This window comes from Roseivivax isoporae LMG 25204, from assembly GCF_000521865.1.
In the GTDB taxonomy this organism is placed as follows: Bacteria; Pseudomonadota; Alphaproteobacteria; order Rhodobacterales; family Rhodobacteraceae; genus Roseivivax; species Roseivivax isoporae.
This window is the reverse complement of sequence record NZ_JAME01000001.1, coordinates 155025-176086: the sequence shown is the minus strand read 5'-3', so window position 1 is coordinate 176086 and position 21062 is coordinate 155025. Positions and strand designations below refer to the sequence as shown.

The following is a 21062-nucleotide window of genomic DNA, read 5'->3' as shown; positions in this document are numbered from 1 at the left end:
ATGCGGCCCAGCCGGCTGGCCCTCTTCCTTCTCGCCCTCGCTGCCGCCGCCTGTGCGCGGGACGAATTCTCCGAATCCGGGGATCGCCTGTTCGCGCCCTCGATCGACCGGCGCGGCACGCCCGTGGACGGGCTGCTCGTCGGGCACCGCCTGATGGACGCGGGCGAACACGAACTGGCGCTCGAGGCGTTCCAGCGGGCGGCCTTCGACCGCGGGCTCGACGGCGAGGTGCTGAGCGCCATCGGCTCGGCCAACCTGGCGCTTGGCCGGCTGAACCAGGCCGAGGACCTGCTGCGCCGCGCAGTCAAGACCGAGGCGGCCTCGCCCGCGGTCTGGAACAATCTCGGCGTGGTGCTCGTCGAGCGCGGCAAGACCGCCGAGGCTTCCGAGATCTTCCGCAAGGCCTACGCGCTCGACAATGGCAGAAGTGACGCAATCCGCGACAATCTGCGCCTGACGCTCGCAAAACTCGACAATACCGGGTACGATGCCGCAGAGGCAGAAGATTACAGGCTCGTGCGACGAGGCACCGGGGACTACCTGATCCAGACCGGGGGTTGACGCGAGCCGCGAGCAGCGAAGGACGCAGCAAATGCGCCACCCCATCCTTGCCGTCGCCTGCATCGCGGGCGCATTCGGTCTGTCCGCCTGCGGCGGCCCCACCGGAGAAGAAGTCGACCGCGCCTTCCAGGGCGTCAACGCCATCGACGGCACCGGCCTGAACGACGTGATGCTGAAGGCCGCCGATCCCGAAGAGGCGGTGCGCTACTTCCAAAGATCCGCGCAGGACGAACCCGAGCGCCTGGAATTCCAGCGCGGCCTCGCCACGTCGCTCGTGCGCGCGAAGCGGGTGACCGAGGCGGTGCCGATCTGGCAGCGCGTCGCCGCGCACCCCGAGGCCGGCAACGACGACCGCGTGTCGCTCGCCGACGCGCTGATCCGCACCGGCGACTGGACCCGCGCGCAGGAGGTGCTGAACGCCATCCCGCCCACCCACGAGACGTTCGAGCGCTACCGGCTCGAGGCGATGATCGCCGACTATTCCGAGAACTGGGCCAAGGCGGACAGCTTCTACGAGATCGCGGTGGGTCTGACGACCACGCCCGCGGGCGTCCTCAACAACTGGGGCTTTTCCAAGCTTACCCGCGGCAGCTATTCCGAGGCCGAGCGGCTGTTCTCGGACGCGATCCGCCAGGATGCCGACATGTTCACCGCCAAGAACAACCTGATGCTCGCGCGCGGCGCGCAGGGCAATTACGCCCTGCCGGTGATCCCGATGACGCAGGTCGAACGCGCGGAGCTTCTGCACACGCTCGGGCTCTCGGCGATCAAGCGTGGCGACGTCTCGATCGGCAAGGGCCTTCTCGAGGACGCGCTCGAGACCCATCCCCAACATTTCGAGGCCGCGGCCCGCAGCCTCGACGCGCTGAACGCCACCACCGTGAACTGAGGACGCCATGGACATCCTCGCGTCCTCGGCGCGCTGGTTCCTGCCGTTCGTGGTGCCGATCTGCCTCTACGTGGCGTGGACGGACATGGCGTGGATGAAGATCACGAACCGCGCGGTGGGCCTCCTCTTCGCGGTCTTCCTGATCGCCGGCCCGGTCGCGCTGCCGCTCGACGCCTATCTCTGGCGCTTCACCCACCTCGCGGCGGTGCTCGCGGCGGGGATCGCACTGAACGCGGGCGGGGTCATGGGCGCGGGCGACGCCAAGTTCCTCGCCGCCGCCGCCCCCTTCGTGCATCTGGGCGACCTGCGCTTCCTGATGGCGCTCTTCGCCGCGACGCTGCTCGCGGCCGTCATCGGGCACCGCGCGGTGCGGGCGACGCCCCTCGTGCGCCTCGCGCCCGGGTGGAAGAGCTGGTCCTCCGGCACGCGCTTTCCCATGGGCCTCGCGCTCGGCGGCACGCTCATGCTCTACCTCTCGGCGGGGGCGCTCTACGGGCGCTGACCGGCGCCCGGTAACCTTCTTTAACCTCGCGCTAACCTTGCGCGCGCAACGCTGCCCCGGAACAGGACCGGAGGTGCCGTTGGTCGCGCATGCCGATTCCGTCGCCTTCGAGGGGGTCGAGGCGCGCCTTGTCGAGGTGCAGTGCGCGGTGACCGCCGGCATGCCGGCCTTCTCCATCGTGGGACTGCCCGACAAGGCGGTGACCGAGGCCCGCGACCGCGTGCGGGCGGCACTTTCGGCCATGTCTGTGGCACTGCCGTCGAAGCGCATCACCATCAACCTCTCGCCCGCGGACATGCGCAAGGAAGGCTCGCATTTCGACCTGCCGATCGCGCTGGCGCTCCTCGCCGCGCTCGACGTGCTGCCGCGTGACGCGGTCGCAGGCACGGTGGCGATCGGCGAGATGTCCCTCGACGGCACGCTCGTGCCGGTGCCGGGCGCCCTGCCCGCGGCCATGGCGGCGGCGGCCGAGGACCGCGCGCTGGTCTGCCCGCGGGCCTCGGGCGCCGAGGCGGCCTGGGTCGAGGCCTGCGACGTGATCGGGGCCGAGACGCTCCTGCAGGCGGTGCAGCACCTCTCGGGTCAGTCGGTGCTGCCCTCCTGCGCGGCGGGCGAGGTGCGCGCGTCCCGCGAGGCGCGCGACCTCGCGGACGTGAAGGGGCAGGAACGCGCCAAGCGCGCGCTCGAGATCGCCGCGGCGGGCCGGCATCACCTGATCCTCGTGGGCGCCCCGGGTTCGGGCAAGTCGATGCTCGCCGCGCGGCTGCCCGGCATCCTGCCGCCGCTCTCCCCGGCCGAGGCGCTCGAGACCTCGATGATCCACTCGCTCGCCGGGCTGCTCGACGCGGGCGGGCTGTCGCGCGACCGGCCCTTCCGCGAACCGCACCACACCGCGAGCCCCGCCGCCATCATCGGCGGCGGGCGCACCGCCCAGCCGGGCGAGATCAGCCTCGCGCATAACGGCGTCCTCTTCATGGACGAGTTCCCGGAATTTCCCCGGCAGGTGCTCGAGACGCTGCGCCAGCCCATCGAGACCGGCACGGTGGTGGTGTCCCGTGCCTCGGCCCGGTTCCGCTATCCCTGCCGGTTCCTGCTTGTGGCGGCCGCGAACCCCTGCCGCTGCGGCCACATGGCAGAGGCCGACCGCGCCTGCCCGCGCGCGCCGGCCTGCGGGGCGGAATATCTCGGCCGCATCTCGGGACCGCTCATGGACCGCTTCGACCTGAGGGTCGAGGTGCCGCCCGTGGCCTTCACCGACCTGCACGCGGCGGCGGCCGGCGAGCCCTCCGCCCGCGTCGCGGCCCGCGTGGCGGCTGCGCGCGCGGTCCAGACGGACCGCTTCGGCCCCGACGCGCAGGCCCGCACCAATGCCGATGCCGAGGGTGCGCTCCTCGACCGCATCGCCACGCCCGATGCGGGTGGCCGCGCGCTGCTCGACCGGGCAGCGGACCGGCTGGGGCTCTCGGCGCGGGGCTATCACCGGGTGCTGCGGGTGGCGCGGACCATCGCGGACCTCGCCGGCTGCGACGGCGTGCGGCGCGCGCACGTGGCCGAGGCGCTGGGTTACCGGCTCGTCGCCTCGAACGAGCCCTGAACGAAGGCCGCCGTGCGCTCGAGGCTCGCGCGCGCCTCGGGCAGCCAGCCGTCCATCAGCTGCCAGACATGCGGCACGTCCGGCAGGGCGTCCTCGGTCACCGTGGCGCCGAAGCCGCGCAGCCGGTCCGCCATGCGGCGCGAATCGTCGCGCAGGATCTCGTCCTCGCCGTATTGCAGCAGGATCGGCGGGCAGCCGGGAAAGCGGCCGTAGAGCGGCGAGGCGCGCGGGTCGCGGCGCGGCGCGTCGCCGAGGTAGAGCTCCACCACCTCCTCCATGCGCCCGACCGGCAGCATCACGTCCGCCTCGCGGTTCTCGTAGAGGCTGCGCCCGGTCAGGGCGAGGTCGGTCCAGGGCGAAAAGGCGAAGGCCGCGCGCGGCGGCGCGCCGCGGCAGCAAAGCCGCGACAGCAGCGCGAGCGCGAGGCCGCCGCCGGCGGAATCGCCCCCGATCACGATGTTCTCGGGGCGGTAGCCCAGCCGCCGGAGCCGCCGCCAGGCGCGCACCGCGTCACGGTAGGCGGCAGGGAACGGCGCCTCGGTCGCGAGCCGGTAGCGCGGCGCGCAGACCTCGATGCCCGAGAGCCGCGAGAGGTTGCCGAGCGGGCCGGCATAGCCTTCGGGACTGCCGGCCACGTAGGCCCCGCCGTGGAAATAGAGGATAACGGCGTCGCGACGCGTCTTGCCGGCCGAGATCCAGGTGAGGCCGTCGGGCCGGCTGACCCGGCGCAGGAACGGCGGCCGGCGCAGCAGCAGGCTCAGCGCGTCCACGTCGCCGGCGAAGCGTCCGGGATCATCGAGCCGCGCCAGCCACGGTTTCAGGAGAAACCGCAGGTGGAACCCGACCATCCTGGACTGCCAGCTCATCGTCGTTTTGCCTCGATCGCGTCCCAGACCGCGCCTGCCACGTCAACGCCGTCGAACCGTTCGAGTTCCTGCACGCCCGTGGGCGAGGTGACGTTGATCTCGGTCAGCCAGTCGCCGATCACGTCGATGCCCACCAGCACCTGCCCCTTCTCGTGCAGCACCGGCCCGATCGCCGCGCAGATCTCGCGGTCGCGGTCGGTCAGCGTCGCCTTCTCGGGGCGGCCGCCCACATGCATGTTCGACCGCACCTCGCCCTTCGCGGGCACGCGGTTGATCGCGCCGACGGGCTTGCCGTCGACCAGCAGCACGCGCTTGTCGCCCTTCGAGACGTCGGGCAGGTATTTCTGCGCGATGAGCGGCTCGCGAGAGAACCCGGTGAACATCTCGTGCAGCGAGGACAGGTTGCCGTCGCCCTGCGCCAGCTTGAAGACGCCCGCGCCGCCGTTGCCGTAGAGCGGCTTCAGGATGATGTCCCCGTGCCGCTCGCGGAAAGCGCGCAGCGTCGCGAGGTCGCGCGCGATCGCGGTGGGCGGCGTCAGCTCGGGGAAGTTCAGCACGAGCAGCTTCTCGGGCGAGTTGCGCACCCAGAACGGGTCGTTGACCACCATCGTCCGCGGCCCCAGCCGCTCGAGCAGGTGCGTCGTGGTGATGTAGTGCATGTCGAAGGGCGGGTCCTGCCGCAGCCACACGACGTCGAACTCGGCGAGGTCCACCTGCCGCATCTCGCCCAGCTCGGCATGGTCGCCCTTCACCCGGCGCACCCGCAGGTCCTGCCCGCGCGCGGTGATGCGCCCCTCCTCGTAGGCGAGGTGGTCGGGGGTGTAGTAGAACAGCTCGTGACCGCGGGCCTGCGCCGCCTCGGCCAGCCGGAAGGTGGTGTCGGCGTCGATGTCGACCGGACCGATCGGGTCCATCTGGAAGGCGATCTTCATGGGGCTCCTCGCGCTTGGACGCGCCCATAGATGGGGCAAGCGCCAGGCGGAGGCAATGGCGCGCCGGCGGGAGGCAGGTGTGCGGTGCCGTCAGGGGGCGCCGAAGGCGTTCTCGATCACCCGCACCGCGCCCTGCGCGTCCATGAGCGCCACGTCGAAGCGCATCTCGGTCAGGAGCCCGCCGGGCAGACCGCCCAGATATTCCTCGGCGGCGGCGCAGAGGCGGTCCATCTGCCGCCGGCCGAGCCGCTCGGCCGCGCCGGCAAAGCTGCGGCCCTTCTTGACCTCGACGAAGACCGTGACCGGGCCATCCGACACGACGAGGTCGATCTCGCCGCCCGCGCCGCGCCAGCGCCTGTCCGCGACGGTGCAGCCGCGCTCGACATAGTGCTGCGCCACCCGCGCCTCCGCGGAGAGCCCGGCGAGATGCCCGGTACGCCCCCGCGCCGCGCGGCCCAGCCGCACGGCCGCGCGATCAGCCGTCGTCGTCGGGTCCGTCGTCCGCGTCATCGCCCAGGTCCCCGTCGCCCTCGCGCGTGGCGGCGTCGAGCCGCATGGCCCGCTGGTAGACCTTGCGCCGCTGCATCCCGTGCATGCGCGACACGAAGTCCGCCGCGTCCCGCACCGACATCGTCCGCAGCGCCTCGCGCAGCGACAGGTCTAGGTCGGAATCGCTAATTTTCTCCGAACTCCCGCGGCCCACCAGCACGACCACCTCGCCGCGGGCCTCCTCGCTGGCGTAGGTTTCGGCCAGCTCGGCCAGCGTGCCGCGCCGCACCTCCTCGAACCGCTTGGTCAGCTCCCGCGCCACCGCGGCGGGACGCCCAGGCCCGAGCGCCCCGGCCGCCGCCGCGAGCATCGCCCCGAGACGCCGGGGTGATTCGTAAAAGACCAGCGTCGCCGGCACCGCCGCGAGCTCGGCGAGCGCCGCGCGCCGGGGGCCGCCCGCCGCGGGCAGGAAGCCCGCGAAGAGGAAGCGGTCGGTCGGCAACCCCGCCACGGTCAGCGCCGCCAGCACCGCCGAGGCGCCGGGCGCCGAGGTCACCGCGTGCCCCGCGTCCCGCGCCGCGCCGACGAGGTCGTAACCCGGGTCCGACACGAGCGGGGTGCCCGCCTCGGAGGCGTAGGCGACGGACCGCCCGTCCTTGAGCGCGCCGAGAATGCGCGGCCGCGCCTTGGCGCCGTTGTGGTCGTGATAGGCGATCATGGGTCGCCCGTTCAGGGAAATCCCGTGAATTTCCATGAGCTTGCGCAGCGACCGCGTGTCCTCGGCGGCCAGGATGTCGGCCTGCCGCAGGATGTCCGCCGCGCGCAGCGTCAGGTCGCGCGCGTTGCCGATCGGTGTCGCCACGAGGTAAAGCCCCGGCGGCAGCGGTCCGTCCTCGGGATTCATAGTTGGACCCGCCTCCTGCCTGCCCTAAGCTCGCCCTCACCACCGCGCGGGTTCGTCCGACCCGTCCCGCCCATGCGTCCGAGGGGAGCCCGTTCCGACATGATCGCCCGTAATACCAGCAGCTTCAAGGCGTGGCCGCGTGCCGCCGCCTGTGCAGCCATCCTGTCCCTTGCCGCCTGCGACGCGGCACTCCTGCCGAGCGGCTCGGGCGGGCCCCTCGCAGGCGGGGGCGGCGGCGGCGCGGTGCAGGTCGCCCTGCTCGTGCCGCGCTCGGACGCCGGCGCGCGCGCCGTGGCGACCGATCTCGAGCGCGCCGCACGGCTTGCCGTCGCGGACCTGAACGGCGTCGACGTCGATCTGCGCGTCTACGACACCGCGGGCCAGCCCGCGACCGCCGCGGCCGTCGCGCAGCAGGCGGTCGACGAAGGCGCGCAGGTCATCCTCGGCCCGCTCTTCGCCGAGGCCGCGAACGCCGCCGCGGTGTCGGTGGCCGACGAGGGCGTGAGCGTGCTCAGCTTCTCGAACAACCCCACCATCGCCGGCGGGAACCTCTTCATCCTCGGCGCGACCTTCGAGAATGCCGCCGAACGGGTGGTGTCCTACGGCGCGCGGCAGGGCGTCGACGACCTTGCGGTGCTCTACACGCAGGACGTGGCGGGCCAGGTCGGCCGCAACGCGGTGCAGTCCGCGGCCTCGCGCAGCGGCGCGCGCGTCGTGGCCTCCGAGCCCTATGCGCTCAACACGCAGAGCCTGACGTCCGCGCTCGGCCGGATCAGCCCGGTGATCGACAGCGGCGAGGCCGAGGGCCTGGTGCTGACCGACACTTGGGAGGGCGGCCTGTCCGTGGTGCTGCAGCTCGGACCCGAACAGGGCATCGCGCCGTCGGCGGTCCAGTACATGGGCCTCACCCGGTGGGACACGCGGTCTGACGGCTTCCGCCTGCCGGGAATCGAGGGCGCGTGGTTCACCATGCCCTCGCGGAGCGCGCAATCGGCCTTCGAGAGCCGCTACACCCAGACCTATGGCGGCACGCCGCACCCGCTGGCCGGGCTCGCCTTCGACGGCGTGGCGGCGGTGGGCGCCCTGGTGGGACAGGGCCGCAGCAACGCGCTTTCGGTCAATTCGCTGACACAGGGTTCTGGCTTCCAGGGCGCCTCCGGTGTATTCCGCCTGCGGTCGGACGGCACCAACGAGCGCGGGCTCGCCGTCGCGACGGTGCGCAACGGCCAGGTGGTGATCCTTGACCCAGCTCCAAGAGGTTTCGGCGGCGCAGGCTCCTGACGGCGCCTCCGCCCCCGCGCTGATCGCGCCGGCCGAGCGGATCTTCGACCGCGCGGCCGTGCGCGCCGAGATGCACGCGGAGATCGGCGAGGAAAAGGAAGAGGCCGCGGTGCGCCGCATCGCGGTCCGGGTGCTGGGCGAGGCCCGCGACCGCGGCCGCGCGGTGATCGCCGAGGCCTTCGCCGAGCGGCCCTTCGCCGCGGCCGAAACGACGCGCGCCTACACCCACGTGACCGACGGGCTGGTGACGCTGGCCTTCGAACTGGCCGCGGGACACCTGCACCGCCGGCCGAACCCCACCTCGGGCGAACGGATCGCGGTGATCGCGGTCGGCGGCTACGGCCGCGCAGAGATGGCACCGTTCTCGGACGTGGACCTCCTGTTCCTCACGCCCTGGAAGATCACGCCCTGGGCCGAGAGCGTCATCGAATCGATGCTCTACATCCTGTGGGATCTGAAGCTGAAGGTCGGCCATTCCAGCCGCACGGTGAAGGACTGCCTCCGGCTCGGGGCCGAGGACTTCACCATCCGGACCTCGATGCTCGAACACCGCTTCCTGATCGGCGAGGCGGCGCTCGCCGAGGAGCTCGACCGCCGGCTCTGGACAGACCTCTTTGCCGGGACCGAGCGCGAGTTCATCGACGCGAAGCTCGCCGAGCGCGACCAGCGCCACGAGAAGCAGGGCGGTCAGCGCTACATGGTCGAGCCCAACGTCAAGGAGGGCAAGGGCGGCCTTCGCGACCTCCAGTCGCTGTTCTGGATCACCAAGTACCTCTACCGCAGCGACGACACCGCCGAGCTCGTGCGCTCGGGCGTGTTCCGCCGCGACGAGCACGAGACCTTCGTGAAGGCCGGCGCCTTCCTCTGGGCGGTGCGCTGCCATCTGCACCTGATCGCGGGCCGCGCGATGGAACAGCTGACCTTCGACCTGCAGGTCGAGGTGGCCGCCGCCATGGGGTTCAAGGACCGCGGCGGACGGCGCGCGGTCGAGATCTTCATGCAGAGCTATTTCCGCCATGCGACCGCCGTGGGCGACGTCACGCGGATCTTCCTGACCTCGCTCGAGGCGCAGCACAGCAAGGACCCGCCGCTCCTCGCCCGCGTGTTCAAGCGTCCGCCGCGCGTGCGCGCGGGCTACGCGGTGCGCCACGGGCGGCTGATCTTCTCGGACGAGGCCAAGTTCCTCTCGGACAAGCTGAACCTCCTGCGCATCTACGAGGAGGCGCTGCGCACCGGGCTGCTGATCCACCCCGAAGCGATGCGGCTCATCAAGGCGAACCTGCACCTCATCGACGACGGCCTGCGCCAGTCGAAGGAGGCGCAGCGCATCTTCCTCGACCTGATGCTCAAGCACGGCAATCCCGACCGCGCGCTGCGGCGGATGAACGAGCTGGGCGTGCTGTCGGCGCTGATCCCGGAATTCGAACCCATCGTGGCGATGATGCAGTTCAACATGTATCACCACTACACGGTGGACGAGCACACCATCCAGTGCATCTGGCACCTGAGCCAGATCGAGGAGCACCAGGTGGTCGAGGAACTGCCGGTGGCGACCCGCATCCTCGAGGAGGGCGTGAACCGCCGCGTGCTCTACGTGGCGCTCCTGCTCCACGACATCGGCAAGGGCCGGGACGAGGACCACTCGGTGCTGGGCGCGCAGATCGCGCGCCGCGTGGCGCCGCGCATGGGTCTGAACAAGTCCGAATGCGCGACGGTGGAATGGCTGGTGCGCCATCACCTGCTCATGTCCGACATGGCGCAGAAGCGCGACATCGCCGACCCGCGCACGGTGCGCGACTTCGCCAAGGCGGTGCAGACGCGCGAGCGGCTCGACCTCCTGCTCCTGCTCACGGTCTGCGATATCCGCGGCGTGGGCCCGGGCACCTGGAACAACTGGAAGGCGGCGCTTCTGCGCGCGCTCTACCGCCAGACGCGGCGTGGGCTCGAATCCGGGCTCGAGGATCTCAACCGCGAGAACCGCGGCACCGAGGCCAAGCGGCTCCTGCGCGAGCGCCTGTCGGACTGGGACCAGAAGGCGCTCAAGACCGAGGTGCAGCGCCATTACCCGCCCTACTGGCAGGGGCTGCACGTCACCGCCCACGTGGTTTTCGCGCGGCTCCTGCGCGACATCGCGGTGGACGAGATCCGCGTCGACATCCATCCGGACGAGGACCGCGACGCCACCCGCGTCTGCTTCGCGCTCGTGGACCATCCGGGCATCTTCTCGCGGCTCGCGGGCGCGCTCGCGCTCGTCGGCGCCGACGTCGTGGATGCGCGGACCTACACGACCAAGGACGGCTTCGCCACGGCTGCCTTCTGGATCCAGGACGGCGACGGGTCGCCCTACGAGGCCGCGCGCCTGCCCCGCCTGCGCGAGACCATCCGCAAGACGCTGATGGGCGAGGTCGTGGCGCGCGACGCGATGAAGTCCAAGGACAAGCTCAAGAAGCGCGAGCGCGCCTTCAAGGTGCCGACCTCGATCGCCTTCGACAACGACGGCTCGGACATCTACACGATCATCGAGGTCGACACCCGCGACCGGCCGGGCCTGCTCTATGACCTGACGCGCACGCTTGCGGGACAGAACATCTACATCGCGAGCGCGGTCATCGCGACCTACGGCGAACAGGTCGTAGACAGCTTCTACGTCAAGGACATGTTCGGGCTGAAGCTGCACTCGACCTCGCGGCAGCGCGCGCTCGAGCGCAAGCTGCGCGACGCCATCGCCGAGGGCGCCGAACGCGCCAATTCCTGAGTGGCGCGCGGGTTTCCCCGCGCCGCCGGAGGATGCGCTTTCTCGCCCGCGGCCTATGCGCTACTGCTCGCGGAAAAGGATAGGCCCGGTCGGCGCCGGGCGGGGACGACGGCAGATGAAACCCATAAGACTGATGAGCGGCGTCCTGACCGTGGGATTCTGGACGCTGGTCTCCCGCGTGCTGGGCGTCGGGCGCGAGATCATCATCCTCGCGCTGATCGGCCCCGGCCCCGTGCTCGACGCCTTCGTGGCGGCGTTCCGGCTGCCCAACATCTTCCGCCGGTTCTTTGCCGAGGGCGCGTTCAACTCGGCCTTCGTGCCCATGTTCTCGAAACGTCTCGAAAGCGGCGACGCGCCCGAACGCTTCGGCTCGGACGCGCTCGGCGGGCTCGCCTTCGTGCTGGTGGTGCTGTCCGCGCTCGCCATGGTGTTCATGCCGGCGCTGGTCTGGGCCACCGCGAGCGGCTTTGCCGGGGACGAGCGGTTCGACCTGACCGTGGGGTTCGGGCGCATCGTCTTTCCCTACATCCTCTTCATCTCGCTTGCGGCCCTCATGTCGGGCGTGCTGAACGCGGCCGGGCATTTCACCGCGGCGACGGCGGCGCAGACGCTCCTCAACGTCGTGGTGATCGCGGCGATGGTCGCCGCGGACATCGTGGGCGGCGACGTGGTGACGGCGCTGGTCTGGTCGGTGCCGGTCGCGGGCGTGGCGCAGCTCGCCCTCTGCTGGTTCGCGGCAGAGCGCGCGGATCTGCGGCTGCGGCCCCGCCGCCCGCGCTGGACGCCCGAGATGCGGCGCCTCGTGGTCGTGGCGCTGCCGGCGGCGCTTGCCGGCGGGGTCATGCAGATCAACCTCCTCGTGGGCCAGCAGGTCGCGTCGACCTTCGACAAGGCGATCAGCTGGCTCTATGCCGCCGACCGGCTCTACCAGCTTCCGCTCGGCGTCGTCGGCATCGCGGTCGGCATCGTGCTCCTGCCGGACCTGTCGCGGCGGCTCGCCTCCGGGGACGAGGCCGGCGGGCGCCACGCGCTGAGCCGCGCGGCCGAGATCTCGCTGGCGCTGACCTTGCCTGCCGCGGTCGCGCTCGTCGTGGTGCCCCTGCCCATCGTGTCGGTCCTGTTCGAGCGTGGCGCGACGGACGCCGGGGACAGCCGCGCCATCGCGCTCGCCGTCGCCATCTACAGCCTCGGCCTGCCGGCCTTCGTGTTCCAGAAGGTCCTGCAGCCGATCTTCTTCGCCCGCGAGGACACCAGGACCCCGTTCCGCTACGCCGTGGTCTCGGTGGTGGTGAACACCGTCCTCGCCATCGGCCTCGTGCCCCTGGTCGGCTGGCTCGCCCCCGCCGTCGCGACCACCGCGTCGGGCTGGGCCATGGTGATCCTGCTCTTCGTGGGCGGCCGGCGGTTCGGCGAGGTGACGCGCTTCGACGCGCGCTATCACCAGCGGTTCTGGCGCGTCATGGCCGCCTCGGGGTTGATGGGAGTCGTCCTTTGGGGAACGATGCAGGCACTTGCACCCTTTCTGGAACAGGGGGGCGTGAGATACGCCGCGCTTCTGGTGCTCATCACGGTAGGGGCCGTCACATATGGAATCGTCGGACAGGCTCTCGGGGCCTTCAGACTCTCGGAATTCCGAGACGCGCTCCGGCGCCGAAAATCCTGACTCCGGGACCGGGACGGAGCTTTCCGTACACGTCACCGCGGCCGAGATCTTTCCCGAGCTCGAGGCCCTCGCGGATGGCGCGCGCGAGGAATTGCTGCTGTCGTTCCGCATCTTCGACCCGAAGACCAAGCTGCGCACGCCCGCGCTGCGCGATCGCGGGCTCGACGACTGGGGCGACCTTCTGGCGCTCGTCGTGCGGCGCGGGGTGCGGCTGAGGCTCGTCGTCACCGATTTCGACCCGCTCTTCGCCTCGGACCTGCACCGCCTGTCGTGGTCGACCGCGAGCGGGATCGTGAACCGCGTGACCGGCGACGCCGAGGTGCTGATCGCTCCGCACGGGCAGGAGGTCGGCTGGATCTGGCGCCGCGCGCTGATCCTGCAGGTCGCCGAGAAGCTGCGCGAGCTGAAGCGCGAGGCACAGAACCGGCTGACCCCGGTCCAGCGCAAGGTCCTGAAGTCGCGCCCGTTTCTCTGGCCGGTGTCGCTGCACCAGAAGGTGGCGGTGGCCGACGGGCGCGTCGCCATCGTCGGCGGGCTCGACCTCAACGAACGCCGCTGGGACGACAACGACCACGACCGCCCGGCCGAGGAGACGTGGCACGACGTGTCCGCGCGGGTCGAGGGCAGCTTTGCCGGCGCCGTGCGCGCGCACGTGGTCGACACCTGGAACGCCGCGATCGAGGCGGGCGCGTCCTCCGTCGATGGCCGGGCCACGCCGCTCGAGGCGCCGGTGCGCGAACAGGGCACCTCGGAACTGCGGCTCGTGCGCACGGTCTCGACCGCCCGGAACGGCCCCTTCGGCTTCGGCCCCGCGCCGCACCTGACCGAGAACGAGGACGTCACGCTGCAGGGCATCGCCGCCGCCCGCCGGCACATCTACATCGAGAGCCAGTTCCTGCGGCACCGCCCGATCACCCGCGCGCTGATCGCCGCGGCCAATCGCGTGCCGGACCTGCAGCTCGTCCTGCTGCTGCCGCCCGAGCCCGAGCGCATCCTCTTCGGCGGCGACGACACCTGGGACGCGCGCCACGCCCACGCGCTGCAGACGCTCTCGCTGAACGACGTGCGCGACGCCTATGGCGACCGCGTGGCGCTGATCTCGCCGGGCCAGAACCGGCCGGCGAGCGAAGGTTTCGCCGGCGCGCTCGGCGGCGCGGGGCCGATCTACGTGCACGCAAAGGTCACGCTGATCGACGACACGTTCGGGATGGTCGGATCCGCAAACCTGAACGGGCGGTCGATGCGCTGGGACACCGAGGCCTCGATCCTCTTCCGCCGGCCGACGGTCATCCGCGATCTGCGGCTCAAGCTGGCCCGCAAGTGGCTCGGCGCGCATCTGGGCGATCAGGACTCGACGCGGGCCGAGGTCTGGAACGTCGCCGCGCGCGAGAACGCCGCGCGCCCCCCCGAAGAGCGCCAGGGCTTCGTTATGCCCTACCCGCTCGGCCGCGGCAGGCGCTTCGCACGCTACCTGCCGCTGTTGCCGGACGAGATGTTCTGAGACCTCAGCGCCTCAGCCGCGCGATCAGCCGGCGCGTGCCGCCCGGGACCAGCACCACGGTCATGGCGAAGCCGCAGGCAAAGCCCGCGACCTCGGCCACCCAGTAGAGGCCGGCATTGAAGAACAGCCCGAAGACCAGCTGCAGGCCGAGCAGCATGCCGATCAGCGTGAAGGCGCGGATCTGCGCCTCGCCCATCTGGCCGAGCCGGACGTAGAGCAGGTAGGTGAACGCGCCGATCAGCCCGTAGACCGCGGGAAACGCGCCGATCAGCGGCCGCGGATCGTCGAGGACGAGCCCGTAGGCCAGCGCGCCGCCGATCGCCGAGAGGAAGTAGATGGCGACCACGCGCGCCTGCCCGATCGCCTCGGCCACCATCTTGCCCAGCGCAAGCAGCATCACGCAGGCAAAAAGCGTGCTGGTGAAGGCCGGGTGCACGAAGGAATAGGTGAAGAAGCGCTGCACGTGCTCGAGCGGGAAAGTGCGCGTCTGCACCATCCAGTCGAGGATCTCGCCGGAAAAGGCGAAGCGCTCGACCGCCGCGATCCGCCAGCCCACGGCCTGCGGCCCGCCGATCAGGCCGCGCGCCCCGAGCGAGAACGCCACCTCCGCGACGAGCATGATGCCGAAAAGCGCCCAGACCGCCGGTGGCAGCGGATTCACCGGGTTCGCGTTGTGATCGGAGTGCATGATCGGTCCCCCGCAGGTGCGTCTCGGGGTCCGACCTAGTCGAGAGGCCGCGCGAATGCCAGCGCGGCGGATGCGCGCGCCGCCGTGGAAGCCCGCGCGCCGCGGCATAGATCCGCCGCATCGCGGCCACCTCTCGCTGGAAATCGACCCATGTCCGACGACTACCTCTCGCGCCCCTACGCGGTGCCCTCGCACCGCCTCGGGCGCATGGCGCGGCTCGGCGGGCTGACCGGCGGGCTTCTGGGCCGCGCGGCACTCGCCGGGGCGCGCGACCTCGCCCGGGGCCGCCGGCCGGCACTCGGCAGCGCGTTCCTGACACCCGCCAACGCCGCGCACCTCGCCTCGGAACTCGCGCGCATGCGCGGCGCGGCGATGAAGCTCGGGCAGCTCCTGTCCATGGAGGCCGGCGAATACCTGTCTCCCGACCTGGCCGACATCCTGTCGCGCCTGCGGTCCGAGGCACACGCCATGCCGGGCAGCCAGCTGAAACGCGTGCTGTCCGACAATTGGGGCACCGATTTCCTCACCCGCTTCCGCAGCTTCGACGTCCGGCCCGTCGCCGCCGCCTCCATCGGGCAGGTGCACCGGGCCGAAACGAAGGACGGCCGCGCGCTGGCGGTCAAGGTGCAGTATCCGGGCGTCCGCGACAGCATCGACAGCGACATCCGCAACCTCGGCGCGCTCATGCGGTGGTCGGGGCTGGCGCCCAGGGGCATGGACCTCTCGGCGCTGCTCGAGGATGCACGCGCGCAGCTGCACGACGAGGCCGATTACGGCGCCGAGGCGCGGATGCTCGACCGCTTCGGCGCGCTGCTGGCGGACGATCCGCGCTTTGCCGTGCCGGAGGGGGTGCCCGAGTTCTCGACCCGCGACATCCTCGCCATGACATGGATGGACGGGGTGCCGATCGAGACGCTCGCCGCGGCCGACCAGGAGCTGCGCGACGAGGTCGCGGCGCGGCTCATCGCGCTCACCCTGCGCGAGCTCTTCGCGTTCCGTCTGGTGCAGACCGATCCGAACTTCGCGAATTTCCGCTGGAACGCGGAAGCCGGGCGGATCGTGCTGCTCGATTTCGGGGCGGCGCGCGACTATCCCGAACCGCTCGTGGCGGAGTTCCGCGCGCTCTTGCGGGCCGGCCTCGCCGGCGACCGCGACGACATGCGCGCGGCCGCGACCCGGATCGGCTACCTCTCCGACGACCTGTCTCCCGCGCGGCTCTCGGCGCTGCTCGACATGATGGAGATGTGTTTCGAGCCGCTCCGCGACGACCGGCCCTTCGACTTTGCCCGCTCGGACCTGCCGCAGCGGCTGACCGCGGCGGCCATGGCCTTCGGGCGGGACCGCGACATCGCGCCGGTGCCGCCGGCCGACGCGCTGTTCCTGCAGCGCAAGGTGGCGGGGCTCTATCTTCTCGCTGCGCGGCTCGGCGCACGTGTGGCGCTGCGGCCGCTGCTCGCGCCCTACGCCTGAGCCCCGCGCCCGGATCGCGGCTGGACCTTCCCCGCCCCCGGGGATAGCGTCGCGCCCGAACCGGACAGGGAGGGCGCGCCATGGCGACCGGCCGCAACATCCGCACCTATTTCGAGGGCGCCTGGCACGAGGGCGACGTGGCCGTGATGCGGGCGGCGGACCACGGCGCGTGGCTCGGATCGACGGTGTTCGACGGCGCGCGCTTCGTCGACGGGATGGCACCGGACCTCGACCGCCACTGCGCGCGCACCAACCGATCGGCCCGTGCGCTGATGATCGAGCCCACCAAGACCGACGCCGAGATCCTCGAGATCGCGCGCGAGGGGCTCGAGATGTTCCCCAGGACGGCCCCGGTCTATGTCCGGCCCATGTACTGGGCGCTGAATTCCGAGGCCTCGGCGATCCTGCCCAAGATCGGGCCCGAGCACACGGGCTTTGCCCTCTGCCTCGAGGAGTTCCCGATGCTGCCGTCGGACCACGCCGTGTCGCTCGGGCGCACGTCGTTCCGCCGGCCGGTGCTCGAGGACAACGTGGTCAACGCCAAGGCCGGCTGCCTCTACGCCAACAACGCGCGCATGCTGGCCGAGGTCGGCCGGCGCGGGTTCGAGAACGCGCTCGTCGCCGATGCCATGGGCAACGTGGCCGAGACCGCGACCTCGAACGTCTTCATGGTCCGCGACGGCGTCGTGTTCACCCCGATCCCGAACGGCACCTTCCTTGCCGGTATCACCCGCGCACGGCATATCGAGACGCTGCGCGCCGACGGCGTCGAGGTGGTGGAAACGGTCCTGAGCTTCGAGGATTTCGAGAACGCGGACGAGGTGTTCCTCACCGGCAACCTCAACAAGGTGACGCCGGTCGGCCGCTTCGAGGACCGGACCTACGAGATCGGGCCGATCACCCGGCGCGCGCGCGAGATCTACTGGGACTGGGCCGCCTCGCAGGCGTGGTGACCGCCCGGGCCGCCCGGGGTCATGGACAGGCCGCCCGGCCTTCGCCATGATCGCCCCGAGGCTCGGAGAATTCACATGCGCAAGTTCCTCGTCGTGCTCGACGACAGCCGGGAATGCCTGAACGCCATGCGCTTCGCCGCCATGCGCGCGTCGAAGACCGGCGGCGGCGTCGAGATCCTGTCGGTGATCCCGCCGGACGAGTTCAACCACTGGATCGGTGTCGGCGACATCATGCGCGAGGAGGCGCGCGAGCGCATCACCGCGCATTTCGAGGTGTTCGCGAAATGGATGCGCGACCGCCAGAAGGTCGACCCCGAACTCGTCATCCGCGAAGGCGACCCGGTGACGCAGATCATCGCGCAGGTGGCGGACGATCCCGAGATCGGCGTGCTGGTGCTGGGGGCCGGGACGGACAAGAAGGGACCGGGGCCGCTCGTGACGCAGCTCACGCGCAATGCCGGCTCGCTGCCCATCCCGATCACCATCGTGCCGGGCGACCTGTCCAAGGAACGGCTCGAGGCGATCACCTGAGCCACGTCCGGGCGCCCTCGGGGGGCCCAGACCGGCCGGCGGCGGCCGCGGTGGCGCGCCGTCCCCTCCGGCCGGTTGGCACGGACGCGATGCTCGACGCGTCCGCGCGGTACGATCACTCTGCGGTGATGACCGTCATGACGAGCGCGTCGTCCATGCGGATCGGGCCGTCCTCGGTGGCGCCGAGGGTGTATTCGAAGATGCCCGTCTCGGCACCGCCGTCCTCGCCGTGCACCATGAGCATCAGCATGTCGCCCGAGGCGACGTCTTCGGTCAGGATGGCCGCGACGTCGGCGGTCTCGCCTTCGCGGATCGGCGCGTGACCGACCACCGGGCCGGGCTTCATCTCGGCGTCGGTGCGGTGCACGACCAGCCAGCCGTTCGCCGGGGCGACGACGCGCTCGGCGCTGACCACGCCGTTCGCGACGGACTGGTCGGACGCCTCGACCATCGGCGTCTCCTGCGCGAGGGCGGGAAGGCCGGCGGTGGCGGCGAAGGCTGCGGTCATGAGAATGCGGCGCATGTTGTGGTCCTTTCTCTGGTGTCGATACCGCCAGCCACGCGGCGGCGATCGAAGAAGTTTCGCCGCGCGGCACAGGTTTTCCGTCGCGGAAACCGGCCTCGCCACTTTAGAACCGTTCCAAACCTTGACCCCGCGCGCCCGGCTGCGCATATTCGCGGTCAAGCGAGAAAGGCGGACAACATGTTCATCCAGACCGAATCGACCCCGAATCCGGCGACGCTCAAGTTCCTGCCCGGGCAGACCGTGCTGGACGCGGGCACCGCCGACTTCCCCTCTGCCGAGGGTGCCGCGGCCTCGCCGCTGGCGACCCGCCTCTTCGACGTCTCGGGCGTCCGGGGCGTGTTCTTCGGCAACGATTTCGTGACCGTGACCAAGGCCGAGGACACCGACTGGGATCACGTGAAGCCCGCGATCCTCGGCGCCATCATGGAGCATTTCCAGTCCGGCCAGCCGGTCATGGCGGACGACGCCGTGCAGGCGGGCTCGGGCCATGCCGAGCACAGCGGCGAGGATTCCGAGATCGTGGGCCAGATCAAGGAACTGCTCGACACCCGGGTGCGCCCCGCGGTGGCGCAGGACGGTGGCGACATCACCTTCCACGGCTTCGAGCGTGGCGTGGTCTACCTGAACATGCAGGGCGCCTGCGCGGGCTGCCCGTCCTCGACCCTGACGCTGAAGATGGGCATCGAGAACCTGCTGCGGCACTACATCCCCGAGGTGACCGAGGTGCGGCCGGTTGGCGTCGCCTGATCCCCTGATCCTCGCATTCGACACGTCGGCGGCGCATTGCGCCGCCGCTTTGTTTGTGGCCGAAGGCGACGTGCCGGCACTGGCGCAGGCCATGAGCCGCGGCCAGGCCGAGGCGCTCTTTCCGCTGATCGAGAACCTTCTCGAGCAGCGGGGCGTCGGCTGGGCCGATCTCGACGCGATCGCCGTGGGCGTGGGTCCCGGCAACTTCACCGGCATCCGCATCGCGGTCTCGGCCGCGCGCGGGCTCGCGCTGAGCCTCGGCGTGCCGGCCTTCGGCGTCACCGCCTTCGACGCGGCGGCGGATGGCGACGAGGTCGTGGCAGCCGTGCCTGCCCCGCGCGAACAGGCCTACCTGCAGCGCCCGGGTGCGGCCCCGCGCCTCGTGCCCCTGGCCGACGCCGAGGCCGCCGGCGCGCGCATGCCCGGCACGCCCGAGGACACCGTCCGCGCCATCGCGCGTCGCGCCCGCGCGGACCTCGCCCGGGGCATCCGGCCGTCCGCGCCCGCGCCGCTCTACATCCGGCCCGCCGACGCGGCCCCGGCGCGCGACACGCCGCCGGCGCTTCTCGACGACGCCTGAACGATGACAGACGACGACATGGCCGCGCTCATGGCGCGGGCCTACCGCCACCAGGCCCCGTGGACCGCGCCGGACATCACCGCGCTGCGCGCGCGGCCGACGACGCTCGTCCTCGACGCCCCCGGCGGCTTCCTGATCGCGCAGGTGGTGATCGACGAGGCCGAGATCCTCGCGCTCGCCACCGATCCCGCCAAGCAGCGCCGCGGCGTCGCGACCGCCCTCCTCGACCGCTTTCATGCCGATTGTGCCGCGCGCGGCGTCGCACGCACCCTCCTCGACGTGGCCGAGGACAACGGGCCGGCACGCGCGCTCTACCACCGCGCGGGCTATGCCGAGACCGCCCGCCGCCGGGGCTATTACGCGCGGGCCGAGGGACGGCGCGCGGATGCGCTGCTCATGGCACGCGCAGTCGCGCGGGAGCCTGCCGGGACGTGGGGTCAAGGCTCCGGGAGGCCGGGAAAAACCGGTTGACCCTGTCACGGGGCTCGGTCCTAAATCGCGGGCAGATCGCCACGATCCAACAGGGCGGAGGGCCGCAGAGCCCCCGCTCACGACATCTGGGAGCCCGACATGAACTTCACGAAGACCCTTCTCGGCGCTTCGGCGGCGCTGGCCCTGAGCGCCGGCGCGGCGCTGGCCGATCCGGCCCTGATCTACGACCTCGGCGGCAAGTTCGACAAGTCGTTCAACGAGGCCGCGTTCAACGGCGCGCAGCGCTGGGCCGAGGAGACCGGCGGGTCCTACCGCGACATCGAGCTGCAGTCGGAAGCCCAGCGCGAGCAGGCGCTCCGCCGCTTCGCCGAGGCCGGTTTCAACCCGATCGTGACCACCGGCTTCTCGATGTCCACGCCGATCGACAACGTCGCCGCCGACTACCCGGACACAAAGTTCGTGACCATCGACGGTTTCGTCGATCCCGAGGCGCATCCGAACGTGAAGTCGATCCTCTTCGCCGAACACCAGGGGTCCTACCTCGTGGGCATGATGGCGGCCATGGCCTCCGAAACCGGCACCGTGTCCTTCGTGGGAGGCATGGACATCCCGCTCATCCGCAAGTTCGCCTGCGGCTACGCGCAGGGCGCCAAGGCGGTGAACCCCGAGATCGAGGTCATCTCCAACATGACCGGCACCACGCCCGCGGCGTGGAACGACCCGGTGAAGGGCTCCGAGCTCACCAAGGCGCAGATCAGCCAGGGCTCTGACGTGGTCTTTGCCGCGGCGGGCGGCACCGGCATCGGCGTGCTGCAGACCGCTGCCGACGAGGGCATCCTGTCGATCGGCGTCGACAGCAACCAGAACTACCTGCACCCGGGCTCGGTCCTGACCTCTATGCTGAAGCGCGTGGACGTCGCGACCTACGACGCGATGCAGGCCGGCGCCGACCTCGAGACCGGCGTCGAGGTCCTGACGCTTGCCGAGGACGGCGTGGGCTACGCCATGGACGAGCACAATGCCGACCTCGTGACCGAGGAGATGCGGACCGCGGTCGAGGAGGCCAAGGCCAGCATCGTCGCGGGCGAGACCGAGGTACACGACTACACCTCGGACGACAGCTGCCCGGCCCTGACCTTCTGAGCGCACGGGCGGCCCCCGCCGCCCGCATGACTTCCGGGGGCGGCGTCCTGCGCCG

General features: G+C 71.2%; 21 protein-coding genes. 15 read left to right on the top strand and 6 right to left on the bottom strand.

Annotated features, from left to right (window positions below; translation table 11 throughout):
- The 4 genes from RISW2_RS00820 to RISW2_RS00805 all read left to right on the top strand — a co-directional run bounded on the left by RISW2_RS00820 (position 1) and on the right by RISW2_RS00805 (position 3546).
- Positions 1-561, top strand: a complete 561-nt coding sequence (locus RISW2_RS00820) for a tetratricopeptide repeat protein (protein ID WP_043765304.1) — start codon at positions 1-3, stop codon at positions 559-561.
- A gap of 31 nt (positions 562-592) precedes the next feature.
- Complete coding sequence (locus RISW2_RS00815) at positions 593-1450, top strand: tetratricopeptide repeat protein (RefSeq protein ID WP_043765302.1); 858 nt, start codon at positions 593-595, stop codon at positions 1448-1450.
- A 7-nt stretch (positions 1451-1457) separates the two neighbouring features.
- Entirely contained in the window at positions 1458-1952 is a 495-nt protein-coding gene (locus RISW2_RS00810; protein WP_043765300.1) for a prepilin peptidase, read from the top strand.
- Between the two features lie 79 nt (positions 1953-2031).
- On the top strand, positions 2032-3546 hold the full coding sequence (locus RISW2_RS00805) for a YifB family Mg chelatase-like AAA ATPase (protein WP_043765298.1): 1515 nt from the start codon (positions 2032-2034) through the stop codon (positions 3544-3546).
- Here RISW2_RS00805 and RISW2_RS00800 read toward each other — a convergent pair.
- The 4 genes from RISW2_RS00800 to rsmI all read right to left on the bottom strand — a co-directional run bounded on the left by RISW2_RS00800 (position 3516) and on the right by rsmI (position 6737).
- Positions 3516-4412: an alpha/beta hydrolase fold domain-containing protein gene (locus RISW2_RS00800; RefSeq protein ID WP_043765296.1), complete on the bottom strand. Its 897-nt coding sequence runs from the start codon at positions 4410-4412 to the stop codon at positions 3516-3518. The two genes, RISW2_RS00805 and RISW2_RS00800, sit on opposite strands and share 31 nt — an antisense overlap.
- On the bottom strand, positions 4409-5344 hold the full coding sequence (gene gshB / locus RISW2_RS00795) for a glutathione synthase (RefSeq protein WP_043765294.1): 936 nt from the start codon (positions 5342-5344) through the stop codon (positions 4409-4411). The genes RISW2_RS00800 and gshB overlap by 4 nt, the downstream gene beginning before the upstream one ends.
- 90 nt (positions 5345-5434) lie before the next feature.
- Positions 5435-5854, bottom strand: a complete 420-nt coding sequence (locus RISW2_RS00790; RefSeq protein ID WP_084615198.1) for a YraN family protein — start codon at positions 5852-5854, stop codon at positions 5435-5437.
- The gene (rsmI, locus tag RISW2_RS00785) at positions 5820-6737 is read right to left on the bottom strand and encodes a 16S rRNA (cytidine(1402)-2'-O)-methyltransferase (RefSeq protein WP_051491702.1); all 918 of its coding nucleotides are present in this window, start codon (positions 6735-6737) and stop codon (positions 5820-5822) included. The genes RISW2_RS00790 and rsmI overlap by 35 nt, the downstream gene beginning before the upstream one ends.
- Before the next feature lie 99 nt (positions 6738-6836).
- Here rsmI and RISW2_RS00780 point away from each other — a divergent pair, with 99 nt between their 5' ends.
- The 4 genes from RISW2_RS00780 (at position 6837) to RISW2_RS00765 (ending at position 13937) form a co-directional block, all read left to right on the top strand.
- On the top strand, positions 6837-8018 hold the full coding sequence (locus RISW2_RS00780; RefSeq protein WP_043765292.1) for a penicillin-binding protein activator: 1182 nt from the start codon (positions 6837-6839) through the stop codon (positions 8016-8018).
- Positions 7978-10773 (top strand): [protein-PII] uridylyltransferase, encoded by a 2796-nt coding sequence (locus tag RISW2_RS00775; protein WP_051491700.1) that lies wholly within the window; start codon positions 7978-7980, stop codon positions 10771-10773. The genes RISW2_RS00780 and RISW2_RS00775 overlap by 41 nt, the downstream gene beginning before the upstream one ends.
- Before the next feature lie 115 nt (positions 10774-10888).
- Complete coding sequence (gene murJ, locus RISW2_RS00770; protein ID WP_043765290.1) at positions 10889-12436, top strand: murein biosynthesis integral membrane protein MurJ; 1548 nt, start codon at positions 10889-10891, stop codon at positions 12434-12436.
- A complete protein-coding gene (locus tag RISW2_RS00765; RefSeq protein WP_084615197.1) occupies positions 12360-13937 on the top strand; it encodes a phospholipase D-like domain-containing protein in 1578 nt (525 codons plus the stop codon). Before murJ ends, RISW2_RS00765 begins: the two co-directional genes overlap by 77 nt.
- A 4-nt stretch (positions 13938-13941) precedes the next feature.
- On the opposite strand, the gene RISW2_RS00760 is transcribed toward RISW2_RS00765, so the two are convergent.
- Positions 13942-14625 carry a rhomboid family intramembrane serine protease gene (locus tag RISW2_RS00760; RefSeq protein ID WP_043765288.1) on the bottom strand — a complete coding sequence of 228 codons (684 nt, stop codon included), beginning with the start codon at positions 14623-14625 and terminating at the stop codon, positions 13942-13944.
- Positions 14626-14775: 150 nt separating this feature from the next.
- On the opposite strand from RISW2_RS00760, the gene RISW2_RS00755 reads away from it, so the two are divergent.
- From RISW2_RS00755 to RISW2_RS00745, 3 genes are all read left to right on the top strand, one after another.
- Entirely contained in the window at positions 14776-16095 is a 1320-nt protein-coding gene (locus RISW2_RS00755) for an ABC1 kinase family protein (protein WP_043765286.1), read from the top strand.
- A gap of 80 nt (positions 16096-16175) precedes the next feature.
- Positions 16176-17048 (top strand): branched-chain amino acid aminotransferase, encoded by an 873-nt coding sequence (locus tag RISW2_RS00750; RefSeq protein WP_043765284.1) that lies wholly within the window; start codon positions 16176-16178, stop codon positions 17046-17048.
- A gap of 75 nt (positions 17049-17123) precedes the next feature.
- The gene (locus RISW2_RS00745; protein ID WP_043765282.1) at positions 17124-17579 is read left to right on the top strand and encodes a universal stress protein; all 456 of its coding nucleotides are present in this window, start codon (positions 17124-17126) and stop codon (positions 17577-17579) included.
- 115 nt (positions 17580-17694) lie between these two features.
- On the opposite strand, the gene RISW2_RS00740 is transcribed toward RISW2_RS00745, so the two are convergent.
- On the bottom strand, positions 17695-18087 hold the full coding sequence (locus RISW2_RS00740) for a DUF7282 domain-containing protein (protein WP_051491723.1): 393 nt from the start codon (positions 18085-18087) through the stop codon (positions 17695-17697).
- A gap of 195 nt (positions 18088-18282) precedes the next feature.
- On the opposite strand from RISW2_RS00740, the gene RISW2_RS00735 reads away from it, so the two are divergent.
- The 4 genes from RISW2_RS00735 to RISW2_RS00720 all read left to right on the top strand — a co-directional run bounded on the left by RISW2_RS00735 (position 18283) and on the right by RISW2_RS00720 (position 21007).
- A complete protein-coding gene (locus RISW2_RS00735; RefSeq protein ID WP_043765278.1) occupies positions 18283-18852 on the top strand; it encodes a NifU family protein in 570 nt (189 codons plus the stop codon).
- Positions 18839-19432, top strand: a complete 594-nt coding sequence (gene tsaB / locus RISW2_RS00730; protein WP_043765276.1) for a tRNA (adenosine(37)-N6)-threonylcarbamoyltransferase complex dimerization subunit type 1 TsaB — start codon at positions 18839-18841, stop codon at positions 19430-19432. The genes RISW2_RS00735 and tsaB overlap by 14 nt, the downstream gene beginning before the upstream one ends.
- A gap of 3 nt (positions 19433-19435) precedes the next feature.
- The gene (locus tag RISW2_RS00725) at positions 19436-19903 is read left to right on the top strand and encodes a GNAT family N-acetyltransferase (RefSeq protein ID WP_043765274.1); all 468 of its coding nucleotides are present in this window, start codon (positions 19436-19438) and stop codon (positions 19901-19903) included.
- A 99-nt stretch (positions 19904-20002) separates the two neighbouring features.
- Entirely contained in the window at positions 20003-21007 is a 1005-nt protein-coding gene (locus tag RISW2_RS00720; RefSeq protein WP_043765272.1) for a BMP family lipoprotein, read from the top strand.
- Positions 21008-21062 lie beyond the last annotated feature (55 nt).